Genomic DNA, 17,774 nt, shown 5'->3' on the forward strand with positions numbered 1-17,774 from the left:
ATGACATTCAATCCACAATTAGGCGCGTTGTGAGAGGTTCAGCCGTCACTCTTACATCCTTGCCGCGATCGTAGGCAGGCAATCTGCCAGCGTCGACATCCATGTCTCCCGCAAGCTTGCGACAGGTTTCCGGATTGGCGCAGACCTTGATGACTGGCGAGATGGCAGAGCCCGTTGCATCTTCAATCGGGATTGCCGATCTTTAAATTGAAGGCTTAGTCAACATCAGCCATATGATGGCCAATACTGCCGCAAATGCCGGAAAACCAAAAGCAAACCACCAGCGATAGAGACGATGATAGGCCGCCGGCAGTGCTTTTCCCTCGCGGGCAGCCAAACGCGCCATATTCCGCAACCGGATCTGCATCCAGACAACCGGCAGCCAGAATGCACCAACAATGATGTAGAGCGCCAACGAAAGCCCGACCCAACCGGACAGGACAGGCCATCCTGCTTCACGTGCAAGCAAATAGCCGGTGACTGGCTGGAAAATGGCAGCAGTTGCAGTGAAAACCGTATCAGCCAACACGACGATGCCACCGACATGGGCAATCAACCGCGGATCTCCTGAGCGATTGGAGATGACCATGAAAAACGCGATACCGGCGCCGGTGCCAAGCAGGACCGTTGCACCGATCACATGCAGAAAGCGCAAAATATCATAGTTCATCGCACCTCCAGCATCATCGCAACGATAGCTGCCAAAACAATAGCTGGAACCACTTTTATCATCGGTCCAAGAGGATCAAGCCACAGATCTGGCGCAACCACCAGACCACCGAAGAGATAACAGGCCGAAAGCACTATCATTCCGACTGTCGCCATGCGCGTTACCGAACGCCAAAGGATACCCAGGCCCAATCCGATATCTGCAAATGCGCCGCCATAGACTGTAATACCCGCCAGCCACGCCGGAACGTGATGTCCTTCGAGAATAGCGATAGCGCGCATTGGAGATATTAATGCGAATAGCCCCGACAAGCACCAAAACAGCGCAAGCGTGGCGATGGCCAGTGGCAGCATGAAGTACATCCGGGCGAAAAGCCGTTCCTGTCGCGTGGACGGCAGACTTCTCAGTGTCGAAACTAGCGAACGACAGGGGTAACCGCCCGCCTCAAGCCACGCGCTCGGATCGCCTCGTATCCCATCGGCAAGCGCCTGTAACCCAGTGCTGCACATCGGTGAGCGCCACCCCAGCCAGCCGAGCAGATCAGCGCCCTTACCCACTGATTTCAGCACCACTGCGGGCAGTTTTGGACGCAACCACGGAGGCGAGAATCCCTGCCATTGCCTGAAGTGGTCGACCATTTCGGAAAAGCCTCGAACCTCGGGCTCGGTGAGATCGGCAATAAGCCCGGATTGCAGTTTTCTCCTCGCCGCTGCCACTACTGCCTCTGTTACATCATCGATATGAACAGTCTGCACCTGAGCATGAGGCAAAACACGCGGCAAAATTAACGGTAAACCAGCAACGCCACGTAAAAGCGCTGTGCCGCCATAGGCATCTGGCGACAAAACAAGCGTTGGACGCAGGATCACGCAATCTTGTCCGCTCCTCGCCAGTATTTCATCGCCGCGCGCTTTTGACCGAAAGAACTCCGTTGATGCTTCAGCTCCAACGCCAGCCGCCGAAATCTGGACAATCCGTAAGGGAATGTCCTTCGTTGCCTCAACCAGACGGGCTATTGTCGTGACGTGGATGGCTGCAAGACCGTCTCGCGCGCCGTCTTGCAGTGCTCCGGCAGCGTTTACTACGACATCGACATTGCCCAGCAGCACTCGCCATTCGTCGACCGAGATGGTTGGTATGTCACGGATCAACCATGTCGCGTTTGCATCAGCGGCAAGCGCCGCACGACTTGACCGTCCTACACCGACAACTTCAAATCCGGCATTTGCCAAAGCCCGCATGCACGCTCTGCCGATGAGCCCGTATCCGCCCAAAACGATCGCCTTACGCATCGAAGCTCCCATAGATATACGATGTTCAAGTATTAGCCTCTCAGTATTGTCATGGGCAGTGCGACTGAAACGCGCGTGGGCGGCGCCCTCGAACCTGGCTGGACGCCCCGTCCATCCTCACCTAACTTTTGAATGACCTGAACGAGGCCGGAACTAACCGCTTCGCGGGAAGGCGCGTGCGACTGAGGTAGAAGGCACAGAGCGACCATTGCGCTCTGCATTGAGTGTCGCTCGGAGCGAGCAGAGAATGACAGGCTTTTTCAACAAGGAGCCTGACCATGCACAACCAACCGAGTTCGCCCGCGATCAGCCCGCTTCGTCAACGCCTGATCGACGACATGAACCTGCGCCACTTCGGGCACGGGACCCAACGCAACTATCTGCGCGATATCGCACGAATTGCCAGTTTTCTCGGAAGGCCTCCCGATACCGCGTCCGTGGATGATTTGCGCCGCTTCCAGATATGGCAGCAAAGCGAGGGCGTCCCGGTGCCGACGATGAACAGTGTCGTATCGGCGCTGAGGTTCTTCTTCAATACCATGATTGATCGCCCTGATCTTGCCCGCCGTCTCGTGCGGCTGGCGCACCCGCGCAATCTCAGTTTGTTCTGCCAAATTCAACGCATGCACGCTGTTGGAACGGTACAAGCCTCCTCTGCGCTGATACAGCGGCCACGCGTGCCCCTCATTCATCCGCCAGCAACGTCTCATGATAGGCCCAGAACTCATCTATAAAACGTTGAGCCAGGCTGTTGTCAGGACCGTTACTCCGGCGGATGACCAGAAAGCCAGCATCGACAAAGGTCGTAAAAGGTCGGATCGCCACTCCACGTCCGCGAAAATCCGTTGCTGAGGACGGATCAATGATTGTTATGCCGACACCTTCAGCGACGAGTGTCAGCGCTGTGTGCGAAAGGCGGGTCTCGATGGTGGCCGACCGTGGGATGCGTGCAAGCGCAACCTCTACACGCATGGCAAACAGCGAACCCGGCTCCAGCGTGATCATGCGTTCATTAGCGAGATCCTCCGGGGAAACTTCCGAATAATCTGCAAGACGATGTCCCAATGGAACTGCAACGACGGCCGGTATCGCCCTCGTTTCGATATCGAAACCGGGTCTGTCGAGCGGACCGTCGGCAAAACCAAGATCGACCTGACCGGATGCAACGGCCTCCACAACCAGAGCGGATGAAATGCCGTTCAAAGAAGCGTGGATATTGGGACGCTCCCTGAGAAATCGGGCGAGGAAGCGCGGCATGATCCCATTTGCAAGCGCAGGCATGGCAGCAATACGCAACATGCCCGCATTCTGACGGCTGATCTCATCGGCGAAACTCCTGATGCGATTGAGCCCGACATAGGCCCGCTCGACTTCCTGCAACAGCGTCATGGCCGCCTGCGTTGGCGTCAACTGGTTCCCGCGCCGGTTGAACAGTTTGAGTTTCGTGTCGATTTCAAAGTCGCGGATCAGGCGGCTTACGGCGGGTTGGGTGATCGCCATCAGTTCCGCTGCAGCCGTCATTTTACCCGTCAGCATGACAGTGCGGAACGCTTCGACCTGACGCAGGTTCATGTTTCACCATAATATTTGGTTATGCTCTGGGCTTCATTTCGAATTTGACTGTATTAAGTCCCGCTGTCAAACCACTCCCATAAACGTACCGGCGTGACGATGCACCGGACAAAAAAAGGGAACAAAGCAGTTGGGTGCGGTTAGCGCATATCTGGATTTGATGGGTTTTGCCGAAGACGGCTGGGGCTACGATATGCTCCGGGCTACCGGCATGACACTTGCAGTAGCTTTCTGCGGTTTCGCAGCAGGCGCGGTGTTTGGCATTGTTGCCGCTGCCGCTTCATTTTCATCCCAGCGTATTCTGAGAATTGTGGCTGACGGATATTCGACGGTGCTTCGCGGCATCCCCGATCTTCTCGTCATTTACCTGTTCTATTTCGGCAGTAGCGCTGTGTTGAGCCAAATTGGAGCATTGTTCGGCGGGCACGGTTTCGTAAGTGCGCCAATTTTCATAACCGGTGCGCTGGCCATTGGCGTGGTTTCGGGCGCGTATCAAGCCGAAGTCTATCGCGGTGCCGTACTTGCACTCCCTAAAGGCGAGATCGAGGCCGCCAAGGCCTATGGCATGCCAACGCACCTACTGTTCCGCCGTATCATGGTTCCGCAGGCAGCACGTTTTGCCATTCCGGGCATCGGCAATGTCTGGCAACTCGTCTTGAAGGAATCCGCGCTGATTTCTGTCGTTGGACTGGTTGAACTGATGCGTCAAGCCCAAATTGGCGCCGGATCGACCCGCAAACCGTTTACATTCTTTCTGACCGCCGGGCTGCTTTACCTTGTCATCACATTCGTATCGGGCCTGTTGTTCAAGACGGCCGAAAAACGCGCCATGCGCGGCATCCGGAGGGCGGTATGAACTTTCTCGACCTCCCGTTCATGTTCGACAGTTTCGTTGAGCTTTGTCGCGGTATTCCGCTGACGCTGCAGCTAATGGCGCTATCAGTTATCAGTGGCGCCGTGCTGGCGACGATACTGGCCACGATGCGTCTGTCGGGTAATCTGATACTGGACCTCATTGCGCGAGGCTACATCTTCGTGCTGCGCGGCACCCCGCTGCTGGTCCAACTCTACATCATCTATTACGGTCTCAGCCAGTTTCCCGAACTGCGCAGGAGCTTTCTCTGGCCGTTTCTACGCGAACCCTATTGGTGCGCGGTCTTGGCCCTTGCACTCAATACGGCTGCCTACAGCGCCGAAATCATACGAGGCGGCGTTCTGTCGGTCGCGACTGGGCAGATCGAAGCAGCGCGTGCTTATGGCATGAGCGGCTTCACCCTCGTCCGTCGTATTCTGGCCCCACAGGCCCTGCGGCAGATGCTGCCCGCCTATTCGAATGAAGTTATCTTGATGGTGAAGTCCACGGCGCTGGCATCAACCATCACCATGATGGAAGTAACAGGGCTGGCGGCCAAGCTGATTTCTGCCACCTACCGCCCTGTCGAAGTCTTTATCTGCGCGGGCGCGATCTATCTCCTCTTGAATTTCGTGGTCACCAGAATCTTCAAACTGCTGGAATACCGCCTGTCGGCGGCCCAGCGTCAGCCTGTCATCGTGCATGCCGCCGGAGGAAACTCATAATGCAAAGTTTCGAAACGCCTGCGGTCGAGATCAAGAACCTCGAAAAATGCTATGGCGCGCACAAGGTTCTGCATTCCGTTTCATTGCAGGCCCACCAGGGTGAAGTCATCTCCATTCTGGGCGCGTCAGGTTCCGGCAAATCCACACTGCTGCGCTGCATCAATATGCTGGAAGTACCGGATGCTGGTAGCGTAGCTATTCACGGCGAGGCATACAAGCTCGACCAACAGCCCGGACGCGCGCCTCGTCCAGCCGATGTGAAACAGGTTCAGCGGCTGCGCGGTCAGGCGACGATGGTATTTCAGTCGTTCAATCTGTGGTCGCACCTGACTATCCTCGAAAATCTGATCGAAGCGCCTGTCCATGTACAGAAGCGAAACCGATCGGAGAGCATTGCCGAGGCTGAAGCACTGCTGGAGCGTGTCGGCATTGCCGATAAGCGCAACGTCTATCCCGCACATCTTTCCGGCGGGCAGCAGCAACGCGCGGCGATTGCCCGCGCGTTGGCAATGCGTCCGAAGATCATGCTGTTTGATGAACCAACCTCCGCACTGGATCCAGAGCTGGTGGCAGAGGTGCTGAAGGTCATGCGCGATCTGGCGGCAGAGGGACGCACCATGCTGGTTGTGACCCACGAGATGGGCTTCGCCCGGGATGTGTCCAGCCGTGTCGTGTTTCTGCGTCAGGGCCTGATTGAAGAAGAAGGCACGCCCGACGAGGTTTTTGGCAACCCCAAAAGCGAACGGATCCGGCAATTCATTTCCAAACAAAACGCATGAACCGATCGATCGGTTTTTAACAGAGGTGAACATATGAAACTGAAATTCGTCCTTTCCGTTCTTGGCGTTCTCGCCGTCGCACCGACCGCGCAGGCCGAAGACATCGTGCGCATTGCCACCGAAGGTGCTTATGCGCCGTGGAATTTTTCCGGCCCGAATGGCGTGCTGGAAGGCTTCGAGATTGATCTTGCCAAAGACCTTTGCGAGCGCCTGAAAGCGAAATGCGAAATTACCGCCCAGAACTGGGACGGCATCATTCCATCGCTGACCGCTGGCAAGTATGACGCCATCATGGCCGGCATGAGCATCACACCGAAGCGTGAGGAAGTGATCGCGTTTTCGTCGCCTTATGCGGCGGCCATCAATTCCTTCGCAGTCATGGAAGACAGCGACCTCGCCGATCTGCCGGAAGGCGGCAAGCCGCTGAATGTCGATTCCGATGCAGCCAAGCCGGTTCTCGAAGCAATCGCCAGGAAAATCAACGGCAAGACCGTCGGCGTTCAGGGTTCCACAACCGCTTCGGCCTTCATGGAACAATATTTCAAGGACGGCGCGGATGTCCGTGAGTACAAGACCGCCGAAGAGCACAATTTCGACCTGACCAGCGGTCGTGTGGATGCGGTTGTCGCCAATGCGACAGTTCTTGCAGCTGCGCTGGAAAAGGACGACATGAAGGGCGCGAAGCTGGCCGGGCCACTGTTTTCCGGCAAAGTCTTCGGCATGATTGGCGTCGGTCTGCGCAAGGAAGATACCGCCCTGAAGAGTCGCTTCGATACAGCCATTCAGGCAGCAATTGCCGACGGCACGGTGAAAAAGCTTTCCGAGAAGTGGTTCAAAGTGGACGTAAGCCCGCAAAACTGAACCAACACAATCGGGCCAGCCCCTCGTCTGGCCCACCACTGACGACGCTGTGACAACAGATTGAATTTACGAATGCGCAGATTGCCGGACCAAAACATAGTCATTATCGGAGCGGGACTGGTTGGCTCTGCCATCGCCTGGGGTCTCGCCCGATCCGGTCTGCGTCCAATGCTTCTCGATGGGGAAGACCTGTCCCTGCGCGCATCCCGTGCCAATTTCGCGCTCATTTGGGTACAGGGCAAAGGCGTAGGCGCACCACACTATGCCCGTTGGACAATGCAATCGGCGCGCCTGTGGCCCGCTTTCGCAGATGAATTGCGGGATGTGACCGGCCTTGATGTCGCGTTGAAACAGACAGGCGCTTTCACCTTTTGCCTCGACAAGCGCGAGCTTCAAATGTTTGCCGAAGACGTCGCGACAGTAGCGCGGGAGCTTGGCAATGACGCCCCCGAACATGTCGTGCTCAACCATCAGGAAACGGCCAAAATGGTCCCCTCCATCGGTCGGGATGTGATCGGCTCGATCTATTCGCCGATGGACGGCGACGTGAATTCACTGCGCCTGTTTCGCGCCTTGCATACAGGCATAATCAAACTCGGCGCTTCCTATGAACCGCATTGTGAAGTCTCGTCCATCACTCCGCAAAACGGCGGCTTTCTCCTGAGTGGCGCATGGGGTGAAGTCTTCACCGAGCGCGTCATTCTGGCAGCGGGCAACGGCAATACAGAGCTTGCCAAGAGTGTCGGTCTTGCTACGCCGGTTGTGCGCAGCAAAGGCCAAATTCTTGTAACGGAGAAATGCGCGCCCTTCTTCCCCTATACAGCGGCCACGCTGCGGCAAGCGGATGAAGGCGGCGTTATGATCGGCGACAGTCAGGAAACTCACACGGATCGGATCGCCACCAATCAGGATATCAGCGCGGTTCTGGCCAACAGAGCAGTGCGGACATTCCCACATCTGGCCGAGGTCAATGTCATTCGCAGTTGGACCGGGTTTCGGATCAAGACACCGGACGGCCTGCCGATTTACGAACAATCCGAAAGCCACCCGGGGGCTTACGCCGTCATGTGCCATTCCGGCGTCACGCTTGCAGCCAACCATGCCCTGATCGTGGCGCAGGAAATAGCAGCCGATGCCAAACAACTTGCTGGTGATGCATTCTCCGGCCGGAGGTTTCATGTCTCCTAAAATGTTCCTCAATACTGAGACACCAGAGGAAACTGTAACGATCACATTCGATGCACGTACCTTGACGGTACCTGCCAATGTAACTGTCGCCGCAGCGTTGCTTGGAGAGGGTATCAACCGGCTCAGAAACAGCGTCGTTGGTGATCAACCGCGAGCGCCCTATTGCCTGATGGGCATCTGCTTTGAATGTCTGGTCACCATTGATGGTGTTCAGAACCGCCAGGCTTGCATGACGCTTGTGGCCAATGGAATGATCATTTCTTCCCAGACTGGTGCGCGTCGGGTGGAACCATGACGACAATGCTCAAAAGAATTTCCAGTATTCATGCACTCGACGCGTTTTACGACCTCGCCATTATCGGCGCGGGACCGGCAGGCATGTCGGCAGCCGCAGAGGCAAGCGCCGCTGGCGCTAACGTGGTTCTGTTCGACGAAAACACAACCGCAGGCGGACAGATATACCGTGGCATAGAACACAATACGAATGCCCAAAGGCCGTTTCTCGGCACCGACTACTGGCGGGGCAAAGACGTGCTGAAAGCATTCATCGCCAGCAATGCCACCTATGTTCCGCAGGCCCTCGTCTGGAGTGTGGAACCACAGGATGGCGACAACAACGGCGTTGATCTGCGCGTATCGGTAAGCGGCAAAAGCGGGATTGTTTCAGCGCACCGCGTGATCTTCGCGACCGGCGCCATGGAGCGCCCGATGCCTGTCAGGGGCTGGACGTTGCCGGGTGTTATGACCGTCGGCGCAGCACAGATTGCGTTGAAGGCTTCCGGCCTCCTGCCCAACGGAAATGTGGTTCTGGCGGGGACAGGCCCGCTGCTCTACATGTTCGCCGCGCAGCTGCTGCAGGCTGGTGGCAAGGTTGCAGCATTGCTCGATACGACGCCCGGCGCAAATTATGCGAAGGCCACCTCAAGGCTGCTTTCGTTCCTTTTCTCGCCCTATGCCTTGAAGGGGCTTTCGCTTCTCTTAAAAGTGCGCAAGTCGGTACCGGTTTATTCCGGTGTCACCGATATCGCAATTGAAGGAAAAGACGAAGCGGAAGCGATCTGCTTTTCGGCAAAGGGCAAAACAAACAGGCTTGCGGTCGATAGCGTATTCCTGCATCACGGTGTGATCCCCAACAACAATCTCGCCAATGCTTCCGGCTGCGCTCTGGTCTGGAACGACGGCCAGAAATGCTTTCAACCGCAACTCAACGGCAGCGGGCGTTCGTCTATTCCAGCCATCTACATTGCTGGTGACGGCAGCGGCATCGGCGGTGCATTGGTTGCCGAGCAGAGCGGGCGCATCGCAGCACTCGCAGCCTGTCAGGATATCTTTCCGGCATTGGCCCCAACGTTGAATTCGAAAATCGCTAAGCTGCATGCTCAAGCGCGTCGCGTCGAACGCGGTCGCGCCTTTATCGATGCGCTTTATCTGCCTGCACAGGCATTTCGCGCGCCAATGGATCGGGAAACGATTGTCTGCCGTTGCGAGGAAGTGACCGCAGGCGCAATCCGCGACGCGGCGGCCTGCAATATTGTCGGCCCCAACCAGCTTAAAACCATGTTCCGCTGCGGCATGGGTCCCTGTCAGGGTCGCATGTGCAGTTCCACCGTCACGGAAATTCTGGCCGAGGTGCAAAACCGTGCACCTCAAACGGTCGGTTTCTATCGTCTGCGCACTCCGGTGAAACCGGTACCGCTCTGCGAAATCGCAGCACTGACTCAAACCCCCGATGCTGTTTTCGCCGTCACCGGCGAACAACCGGATAACTCCCCAACCATCTGAAAGGACTAAATTATGGCTGAGCGTTTCATTCAGACGCCGATTATGCATCGCGTCGTCGAACACAATGGCATTGTCTATGTCGGTGGAACCACCTGTGATGACGAAAGCCTGGATATGGCCGGTCAGACCAGCGAAATCCTCGCCAAGCTCGACAGCTATCTGGCGCAGGCAGGCACGGACAAGACCAAGCTTCTGGCAGCAACCATCTTCGTAACGGATCTCAACAAGAAGCCTGAAATGGATAAGGTCTGGAAGGAATGGATTGATCCTTCGCTGCTGCCAACCCGTGCAACTGTTGGCGTTGCCGATCTGGGTGGTGATACGCTGATAGAGATTGTGGTTTCCGCTTACAAGTAATCAATACCAAACATCTGCAAAATCCGACAACCCCCTGAATAACAACAGGGGATTGTCGTGCGGCACATCCCACTTCGGTAGTAACCTGGACTCCATCGGATATAAATTCCGCTCTAACCGTTAATTCAGTCCAGTAAACGAACGGTCTAAATCCGATATCTCTTCCAACTTGTATAGTGACACGACGCTACTGGACGCCCCTTTTCGGATTTTCACCCACAGCACCCGAGCGACCGGCATGAAGGTGCTAAGCAGGCAATCGCGGCTTTGATTGCCAGTCAGAAATCGCTCAATGGCCGACCGCTGATAATGTAACTGCCCAGCCAACAGATGCGAAGGCATTATTAAACACTATAAGTATGCAAAGCGCCGGATAAGTGCATCCGGCGCCGGCTATCAAAGCAGGCCTTATTTCGCGTCCACGATTTCTTTTGGAAGCGGTGTACCATGATACTTTTGGTAGATCTCGTTTAACTTGCCATTTTGGAGGTTTGCCACAACCCATTCGTCAAGTTTGGAGAGCAATTCCGGTTCATTCTTATTCACACCAATTGCAAGGTTCAAAACGCGGATCGTTATCTTCGGTTCGAAAGCCAATGTTGGATTCTTGTCATGAATCTGTTTCACGAGCGTGGCTGATGTCGCAATCGCCTTGGCCTGACCTGACACAGCTGCTGTAACCATCGTCGCGTCATCGTCGTAACGAGTGACAGTAAAACCATGCTCGCCTGCGAGCTTCGTCAGTTCACTGTCCTGGGTCGTACCACGTGTCACGGTTACTGATTGTCCCTTCAGATCTGCCCAATCGTTGATCGGAGATTTTGCCGGGGCTGCAATCACCGAGACCAGTCCCGCATATGGCTTCGAAAAATCTATGACTTGTGCCCGCTCCGGGGTTACCGACAGCGTTGAGATGACGATGTCAGCCTTGTTCGTTTGGAGGTTCGGAATACGCGTGGCGCCCGTTGTCTGAATGAACTCCAGCTCAACACCCCAGTCCTTTGCGAGAAGCTGCGCGGTTTCGACATCGGAACCCACGGGTTTGAGGTTGGCATCAAGCATGCCGGACGGCGGAATTGCCAGGTCCGTCGACACCCGAATTTTCTTTGCTGCGATGATGTCGGCGTATGTATCGGCCATGGCCGGAACGCCTTGAGCAGTCAGCATCGCCCCTACGATGCTTAATACGAGAAACCTCTTCAACATTACATTCTCCTCCATTTTATTTTATCTCATAGATCGTGGCTCAAGAAGTCCTGGAGCTCCAATGTCATGGGTGCATTCAAGATCGATGCGTCCCCCTCCTCGTGAACGAGCCCGCGGTGCATGAAGATCACACGATCGGCGACCTTGCGTGCGAAGTTCATTTCGTGGGTAACCATGATCATCGTCATCCCGCTTTCTGCGAGTTTTTCGATCACTCGTAGAACCTCTCCGGTCAGTTTTGGGTCGAGGGCGGAAGTGACCTCATCGAATAGCATCACTTTCGGTTCCATCGCGAGCGATCGCGCGATAGCGCCTCGCTGCTGCTGTCCGCCCGATAATTGCTCGGGATAGTGGTTAGCCTTCTCATCGAGCCCGACGCGTTCGAGCGCAGCCCGCGCCATTTCGCGCGCCTCATCCTTTGGGATTTTCTTCACCGAACGAGGCGCAAGCATGACGTTCTCTTCGATCGTGAGATGTGGGAAAAGGTTGTAGCTTTGAAACACGATGCCGACGTCAAGGCGGAGTTTATGGAGATCAAGCTTTGGGTCATGAACCTTGTGGTCGGCCACGATGATCTCACCGCTATCGATCACTTCGAGACGATCGACGCATCGCAGCGCAGTACTCTTTCCGGAGCCACTTGCACCGATCAGTGCCGCGACCTGGCCCTTCTCTACTGAAAAACTTACTCCTTGAAGGACGGGAACCGCGCCGAAGCTCTTCTTGACTTGATTTAATGCGATCATGACCATGATCACCCTCCCTGAATTGCTGTACCCTGTGCTTCCGGCTCTTTTCGATTGCGCCGTCTCGGCCCCATGTTCTCAAGCCGTTGGCTGAATGCTGACAGAGGGAAGCAAAGGCAGAAATAGAGGGCGGCAACGATAAGATAGATGAGAAAGGGCTCGAAAATCGAGTTGTTGATAAGCTGCCCCGCTCTCGTCAGTTCAACGAAACCGACGACCGATGCGAGCGACGTGTTCTTGACGATCTGAACACTAAAGCCAACGGTTGGTGGGGTTGCGATCCGAACCGCCTGTGGAAGGATCACTTTGAACATGCGCTGCGTTCGAGAAAGCGCAAGGCACTCAGCCCCCTCCCACTGCGCCTTTGGTACTGATTCCAAACAACCCCGCCAAATCTCTCCAAGGTAGGCGCTGACATAGATTGTCAGCGAGATGCCGGCTGCAAACAATGGCGTGATCGAGAACCCAAGTGTCGGCAGTCCGAAGTAGATGATGAACATGATCACCAAGAGCGGGGTGCCCTGGATGAGCTGGACATAGGTCGCCGCAATGAGGCGGAGTGCACGCGATGGCGTGATACGACCGAGCGCAACGATGAAGCCAACAATCCCTCCTCCGATAAATGCCATTCCGGTAAGGATGACGGTCCAAAGAGCGCCTTCGAGAAGGAAAATCAGATGGTTGTGGTTGAATGCGGTAGTCACTGCTCGCCTCCCTTACAACGGCGTCCCGAGCCTGCGGCGGCGCGGGAACAATGCCATACCCAGCCCCCAGAAAAGCGCTCGCATCCCGAGGGAAAGGAAGAGGTAGATGACTGCGATGACGAGATAGGTTTCAAACGGTCGGTAGGTTTCCGACTGGATGAAGTTGCCGGCAGCGGTGAGTTCTTCGGCAGAAATCTGGGAGGTCACCGAGGAAGCAAGCATCAGCAGGATGAACTGACTTGTGAGGGCTGGATAAACCCGCTCCATCGCGGGGCGAAGCCCCACATGCCAGTAAAGCTGCGTTGAAGACAGGCCCAGACACTCCCCCGCTTCCCATTGCCCCTCCTGGATGGAATCGAACCCTGCGCGCATGATCTCGGCGGTATAGGCTCCGACATTGACTGTCAGAGCTACGACAGCCACGAAAATTGCGCCAAACGAATATCCAAGGCTGGATAGGCCGAAATAGATCACAAATATCTGGACGAGGAACGGCGTGTTACGAATGCTTTCGACATATGCGGTGGCCAACCTGCGCAGCACCGGTCCGCCGGATCGGCGCGCTATCGCACATGCTGTTCCAATAATGAAGCCGGTCACTGTCGTGATCAGGGCCAACTGCGCCGTCAGCGCCATGCCATCGACCAGCATGTGCCAGCGGAGGAGGACGACTGAGAAATCGAAGGTCATGGTCTGACTGCCATGTGTCGCGGCAGGTTCTGTCCCGTCATCCGGTCATAGACCCTGAAAAGGGCCTGGTTGCCGTTCGATCCTTCGCCATGCGCCCTCGCCTCGACATATTGCGAGGTGACAAGCGACGTAGCAGGAAGTGGAACATCCTTCTGTCCCGCCATTTCCAGGACAAGTCGGAGGTCTTTGAGCATCAGGTCGATGCGGAACCCAGCGCTAGTATCTCCAGCGATCATCGCCGGACCGAGCTTGTCGAGCATCCAGGAGGAAGCTGACCCGCCAAGCAGGACATCTCGCATCTGATCAAGATCGACGCCGCTGGCACGACCGAGCGCAAGAGCCTCACAGACTGCCTGGATGTTGACCGCGCAGACGAGCTGGTTACAAAGCTTCACGGTCTGACCAGCGCCCGGGGCCCCGACGTGCGTCACGGTCGCACCCATGACTTTGAACACCTTTTCGGCGCGTTCGAAAGCAGCCCGCTCGCCTCCGACCATGATCGATAATGCAGCGTTCTTTGCACCAATCGGCCCCCCCGAAACCGGGCCGTCGAGCATGAAGATGGATTTGGCAGCCAAAGCCGAAGCCATGGCCCGTGTAGCCTCCGGTGAAATCGTACTCATGTCGATGTAAATTCCCCCACCAGGCATGTGATCGATTATGCCGTCCCGATATACGACTTCCTCAACCTGAGGTGTGTTGGGAAGCATCGAGATTACGATCTGTGCATCGCATACCGCGGTGGCGACACTATCCGAAGCAGTGCCCCCCTGCTCTGCCAATGCTGAGATAGCATCTGACGAAATGTCATAGATCTTCACCGGATATCCAGCCGTGATGAGATGACGGACCATCTCCCGACCCATCACGCCGAGCCCGATGAAAGCGATCTTTGGAAAGTTGCTAGTCCCCATGTCTGCTCTCCAGTCTTTCGGTCACGCGACTGACTGCGCATTTTCCAATGCGGAAAGTTTTTCGACACGGCGGACGAAATCTTCGTTGCGGTCAAACCGAGCGTTCAGATAGGACAAGACCAAGTCGCGAGCGAGCCATGACCCGACGATTTTTGCGCCGATGCACATGACATTCACGTCGTCATGCTCCACACTCTGGTGCGCCGAATGGACGTCGTGGCAGACGGCTGCGCGGATGCCGTTGATCTTGTTTGCTGCGATGGCGGCGCCAACGCCAGTCCCGCAAACAAGAATGCCACGTTCGGCTGAACCATCCCGCACCTTCTTGCAGAGCAGGCCTGCTATGTCAGGGAAATCGACAGGATCCGGCGTGAAGCTACCAATGTCTTCCACCTGATGACCGAGCTCTTTGAGGACCTCGATCACGTCAGCTTTCAACGGAAAGCCCGCATGGTCGCTTCCAACGACAATATTCATGAATATCCTCCCTGATGAATGAGTGAACTAGTCTGAAACACTGGTTCCCTTTGCCAGTTCGTGCAGACTCGCCCGGCGCCGAAAATCGGCTCCGATTTCGAAGTGCTGATGCAGCAGATCATCGGCCCGAACGCGATCGCGGGCGGCAAGGGCTTCGAGGATCAATCGATGATGATCGATCAGGAACTCCTCGATTCCTTCGACTCGAATTATCTTCTCGCGGCGTTCCAGGTGCGAGCGCATCATGAGCTGCGATATCGAGGCATAGATCGTGACCAGCGTCGGCGAGTGTGACGCAGTGACGATTGCCTCGTGGAATTTGAAGTCTGCAGTGCCGCCCGCATCCGGATTTTCTATCGTCTCGATGATGTGCCGCAACGCAATTGCAATATTCGCAAAATCCTGTTCTGTCGCTCGCTGACACGCCAGACGAATGGCGTGGTGCTCGATGGCCTTTCTGGCCTCCATGATGTCACTCGTGATATCCGAGCCATGTGCGAGCATGAAGCTGAATACATCGCCCAGTGCCGATGCGTCCGGCCTTTTAACAATCGTGCCGACGCCATGCCTGATCTCAACGGCGCCGATCATGGAAAGCGCGCGAAGGGCTTCCCTGAGGACAGGCCGGCTGACATTAAGCATGGCTGCGAGTTCTCGCTCTGGCAAAAGGCAATCGCCAGCCTTCAATTCCCCAGACAGCAACTGGTCGCGAAGGAACGCAGTGACACGGTTATGTGCACCAGCTTCCTGCGTTTCGCGTCGGATTGATTTTTTTTCTGTCATCCCGTGTCCAAACCGTGGTATTACCACTAATCTATCCACGTCGAACATACTGTCAAGCAGCTTGGATCGAATTTCTGCTAACCCACTGTTCCAGATATCGTTTTGTTGACGCCGCCAAGCCATCCGGAGTCAGCTAAAAGAGCGTGGACTACACTTAACCTAGACTTCGGAGCTACTGCTTACCGGTATCCGGCGCGTATAGTTGCCGAACAGGATTTTGCCGTCGTAAGCTATACGCCTGAATCTCGTGTTCCGACGACACTGCCGAAACATCGCCGGACGTGCATTCAATCCGCGCTTATTTTTGAATGACCGGATTGGGGCCGGTAGCGGAATGGCGGCTCCTTGGCGGCGGACGTAAGTAAGCAGACATTCGTCGTAGTCACGTGTGCTAGGGTGCATTCCCGGGCCAGAAGCGGGACGTGATTAAAAGTTGAATTTTGCTTCCCCTTTTCGGCGCGGAACGATGTCTGGGCAGTTTAACATGTGATCAACTCGCGACTTTTTAGGCATGACTGGGCTGAACACGGTCAGGGTGAGATTTCTTTTCAGGTCAACACACTGACCACCACACAGCTGTAGCAAGTTTTACCCTCAAAGGTCACATTTTTGGGGATGAACGCAACCGCCAATATTGAATGGGTGTTTCGCCGACAGTACATTCGGAGAAATCAACGGGACGGCGGGGTTGCATGCCTAAGAAAATTTTGACCGTCGGCTTCGACTTGGTAGGGGACAACATCGAGAGCGCAACTTTCAGTGATAAAAACTCGCTCCTCGACTGGGACATCGTCCTCTTCAGACCTAATATTTCCCAGATCACTACCTACGCATATGGCAATGACGAGTATCTCGGCAAACTCTGCTTGAATGACAGTAAATCATTTGCGCTCCGGGAAGCGTGCGCGCACTGGCGGAGGGAAATCACGCAGGGCTGTAGACGCGGGCAAACTAGTTGTTGCCTTTCTTTCCCCGCCAGCCGAGGTGTATGTCGCGACCGGGTCGAAATCCACTTCTGGGACTGGTCGCAATCAAAAGGTGACGCGACACGTCGAATTATGCACAAGCTACAATGCCCTTCCGGTTGCGTCCAAATGGACTGCGACGCAGGGATCTTCAATGGCGCTCAGCCAAGGCACGCAAGAACTGTTCGCGGCGTACTGGCAAAAGTTTGGAAAAGACTCACGTTATAATGTCGTCTGGCCAGTAACCAGCAAAGGTGTGTGTGTTCAAACACAGACCGGGCACATCCCCGTGGGGCTATTTCTGAGAAGCAAGGTCTCCACCGGTGCGCTTCTACTCCTCCCCGACATGGATTTCGACCGGGACGAGTTTAGCGAAGAAAATAAAGATGGCGATTGGGTCTGGTCTCAAGCAGGCCAACAATTCAGCGCTTCACTTATTGGGGAGATTGTCGCTCTATCGAAGGCAATTGCCAGCGACGGTGAGAAAACGCCGCAACCCGAATGGGCGTCGGCTGACGAATTCGCACTCGCCCCGGAGGTCGAGCTTCGCCAGCAATTGCTCCAGGCAGAGACAGAACTGGAGAAAGCCCAGCGCGTGAAGGACGATCTATCCAACCAGATGGAGGACGCAGGACAGCTGCGCGCGCTGCTATTCGAGAAGGGCAAGCCGCTGGAGGCGGCGGTCATCATCGCGTTGACGGTGCTCGGCTTTAAAGCAGAACGATATGAGGACGGGAAATCGGAATTCGATGCAGTCTTCGAGAGCGCGGAAGGCCGCCTTCTCGGTGAAGCTGAAGGCAAGGACAACAAGGCAGTAAACATCGAGAAGCTGCGTCAGCTGTCAACCAACCTGCACGAAGACCTGCAGCGCGAGGAAGTTAGTCGACCGGCCAAAGGCATTCTATTCGGAAACGGCTATCGCCTGACGAATCCGGGTGAGCGCGCGGATCAGTTCACCGATAAGTGCATCACCTCGGCCACATCAATGTCATACGGATTAGTGTCGACCGACCGACTGTACGCCGCCGCACAGTATCTTTCCGGCACTTCAGACGACGAATTTGCTCGTCGCTGCCGTTTGGCCATGATCGAAATGTCAGGCATTGTAAGATTCCCGGATGTTCCGGTCACTGCTGACGAGGCTGCAGATGGGATTCAGATAGCCGAGTCGACAGAAATACGCCGTAATAATAATTCTTAATTAATATTA

General features: G+C 55.6%; 21 protein-coding genes. 10 read left to right on the forward strand and 11 right to left on the reverse strand.

Annotation, left to right across the window (positions count from 1 at the left end):
• Nucleotides 1–7 precede the first annotated feature (7 nt).
• The 3 genes from ACOWVS_RS19375 to ACOWVS_RS19385 are packed head-to-tail and all read right to left on the reverse strand — an operon-like array spanning nt 8 to nt 1,962.
• A complete protein-coding gene (locus ACOWVS_RS19375; RefSeq protein ID WP_198427178.1) occupies nt 8–193 on the reverse strand; it encodes a UxaA family hydrolase in 186 nt (61 codons plus the stop codon).
• 9 nt (nt 194–202) lie between these two features.
• Nucleotides 203–670 (reverse strand): DUF2269 family protein, encoded by a 468-nt coding sequence (locus ACOWVS_RS19380; RefSeq protein WP_006468228.1) that lies wholly within the window; start codon nt 668–670, stop codon nt 203–205.
• Entirely contained in the window at nt 667–1,962 is a 1,296-nt protein-coding gene (locus ACOWVS_RS19385) for an SDR family oxidoreductase (protein ID WP_006472018.1), read from the reverse strand. Before ACOWVS_RS19385 ends, ACOWVS_RS19380 begins: the two co-directional genes overlap by 4 nt.
• A 278-nt stretch (nt 1,963–2,240) precedes the next feature.
• On the opposite strand from ACOWVS_RS19385, the gene ACOWVS_RS19390 reads away from it, so the two are divergent.
• A complete protein-coding gene (locus ACOWVS_RS19390; RefSeq protein ID WP_077684217.1) occupies nt 2,241–2,696 on the forward strand; it encodes a phage integrase N-terminal SAM-like domain-containing protein in 456 nt (151 codons plus the stop codon).
• Here ACOWVS_RS19390 and ACOWVS_RS19395 read toward each other — a convergent pair.
• Nucleotides 2,647–3,534, reverse strand: coding sequence for a LysR substrate-binding domain-containing protein (locus ACOWVS_RS19395; RefSeq protein WP_006468226.1), 888 nt, complete (start codon nt 3,532–3,534; stop codon nt 2,647–2,649). The two genes, ACOWVS_RS19390 and ACOWVS_RS19395, sit on opposite strands and share 50 nt — an antisense overlap.
• A gap of 160 nt (nt 3,535–3,694) precedes the next feature.
• On the opposite strand from ACOWVS_RS19395, the gene ACOWVS_RS19400 reads away from it, so the two are divergent.
• The 8 genes from ACOWVS_RS19400 (at nt 3,695) to ACOWVS_RS19435 (ending at nt 10,079) form a co-directional block, all read left to right on the forward strand.
• Nucleotides 3,695–4,390 (forward strand): ABC transporter permease, encoded by a 696-nt coding sequence (locus tag ACOWVS_RS19400; RefSeq protein ID WP_036565382.1) that lies wholly within the window; start codon nt 3,695–3,697, stop codon nt 4,388–4,390.
• Nucleotides 4,387–5,112 (forward strand): ABC transporter permease, encoded by a 726-nt coding sequence (locus ACOWVS_RS19405; protein ID WP_006468224.1) that lies wholly within the window; start codon nt 4,387–4,389, stop codon nt 5,110–5,112. Before ACOWVS_RS19400 ends, ACOWVS_RS19405 begins: the two co-directional genes overlap by 4 nt.
• The gene (locus tag ACOWVS_RS19410; RefSeq protein ID WP_006468223.1) at nt 5,112–5,891 is read left to right on the forward strand and encodes an ABC transporter ATP-binding protein; all 780 of its coding nucleotides are present in this window, start codon (nt 5,112–5,114) and stop codon (nt 5,889–5,891) included. Before ACOWVS_RS19405 ends, ACOWVS_RS19410 begins: the two co-directional genes overlap by 1 nt.
• A gap of 33 nt (nt 5,892–5,924) precedes the next feature.
• Nucleotides 5,925–6,752, forward strand: a complete 828-nt coding sequence (locus ACOWVS_RS19415; RefSeq protein ID WP_006472015.1) for a lysine/arginine/ornithine ABC transporter substrate-binding protein — start codon at nt 5,925–5,927, stop codon at nt 6,750–6,752.
• Nucleotides 6,753–6,824: 72 nt separating this feature from the next.
• A complete protein-coding gene (locus ACOWVS_RS19420) occupies nt 6,825–7,940 on the forward strand; it encodes an NAD(P)/FAD-dependent oxidoreductase (protein ID WP_006472014.1) in 1,116 nt (371 codons plus the stop codon).
• A gap of 1 nt (nt 7,941) precedes the next feature.
• Nucleotides 7,942–8,235 (forward strand): (2Fe-2S)-binding protein, encoded by a 294-nt coding sequence (locus ACOWVS_RS19425; protein ID WP_006472013.1) that lies wholly within the window; start codon nt 7,942–7,944, stop codon nt 8,233–8,235.
• Nucleotides 8,232–9,722: an NAD(P)/FAD-dependent oxidoreductase gene (locus ACOWVS_RS19430; RefSeq protein ID WP_006468220.1), complete on the forward strand. Its 1,491-nt coding sequence runs from the start codon at nt 8,232–8,234 to the stop codon at nt 9,720–9,722. Before ACOWVS_RS19425 ends, ACOWVS_RS19430 begins: the two co-directional genes overlap by 4 nt.
• Nucleotides 9,723–9,734: 12 nt before the next feature.
• Nucleotides 9,735–10,079 (forward strand): RidA family protein, encoded by a 345-nt coding sequence (locus tag ACOWVS_RS19435; RefSeq protein ID WP_006468219.1) that lies wholly within the window; start codon nt 9,735–9,737, stop codon nt 10,077–10,079.
• A 408-nt stretch (nt 10,080–10,487) separates the two neighbouring features.
• Here ACOWVS_RS19435 and ACOWVS_RS19440 read toward each other — a convergent pair whose 3' ends face one another.
• From ACOWVS_RS19440 to ACOWVS_RS19470, 7 genes are read right to left on the reverse strand one after another with little or no spacing between them, the layout of a single operon-like run.
• The gene (locus ACOWVS_RS19440; protein WP_006472011.1) at nt 10,488–11,285 is read right to left on the reverse strand and encodes a transporter substrate-binding domain-containing protein; all 798 of its coding nucleotides are present in this window, start codon (nt 11,283–11,285) and stop codon (nt 10,488–10,490) included.
• 26 nt (nt 11,286–11,311) lie between these two features.
• On the reverse strand, nt 11,312–12,037 hold the full coding sequence (locus ACOWVS_RS19445; RefSeq protein WP_006472010.1) for an amino acid ABC transporter ATP-binding protein: 726 nt from the start codon (nt 12,035–12,037) through the stop codon (nt 11,312–11,314).
• A 2-nt stretch (nt 12,038–12,039) separates the two neighbouring features.
• A complete protein-coding gene (locus ACOWVS_RS19450; RefSeq protein ID WP_006468217.1) occupies nt 12,040–12,735 on the reverse strand; it encodes an amino acid ABC transporter permease in 696 nt (231 codons plus the stop codon).
• Nucleotides 12,736–12,747: 12 nt separating this feature from the next.
• Nucleotides 12,748–13,425 (reverse strand): amino acid ABC transporter permease, encoded by a 678-nt coding sequence (locus ACOWVS_RS19455; protein WP_006468216.1) that lies wholly within the window; start codon nt 13,423–13,425, stop codon nt 12,748–12,750.
• Nucleotides 13,422–14,339: an NAD(P)-dependent oxidoreductase gene (locus tag ACOWVS_RS19460; protein ID WP_006468215.1), complete on the reverse strand. Its 918-nt coding sequence runs from the start codon at nt 14,337–14,339 to the stop codon at nt 13,422–13,424. The genes ACOWVS_RS19455 and ACOWVS_RS19460 overlap by 4 nt, the downstream gene beginning before the upstream one ends.
• 21 nt (nt 14,340–14,360) lie before the next feature.
• The gene (gene rpiB / locus ACOWVS_RS19465) at nt 14,361–14,816 is read right to left on the reverse strand and encodes a ribose 5-phosphate isomerase B (RefSeq protein WP_006468214.1); all 456 of its coding nucleotides are present in this window, start codon (nt 14,814–14,816) and stop codon (nt 14,361–14,363) included.
• A gap of 27 nt (nt 14,817–14,843) precedes the next feature.
• On the reverse strand, nt 14,844–15,599 hold the full coding sequence (locus ACOWVS_RS19470) for a FadR/GntR family transcriptional regulator (RefSeq protein ID WP_006472009.1): 756 nt from the start codon (nt 15,597–15,599) through the stop codon (nt 14,844–14,846).
• 1,119 nt (nt 15,600–16,718) lie between these two features.
• Here ACOWVS_RS19470 and ACOWVS_RS19475 point away from each other — a divergent pair.
• Entirely contained in the window at nt 16,719–17,765 is a 1,047-nt protein-coding gene (locus ACOWVS_RS19475) for a hypothetical protein (protein ID WP_006472008.1), read from the forward strand.
• Nucleotides 17,766–17,774: the final 9 nt, after the last annotated feature.

Source organism: Brucella sp. IR068 (genome assembly GCF_049065885.1).
Classification (GTDB): Bacteria; Pseudomonadota; Alphaproteobacteria; order Rhizobiales; family Rhizobiaceae; genus Brucella; species Brucella intermedia.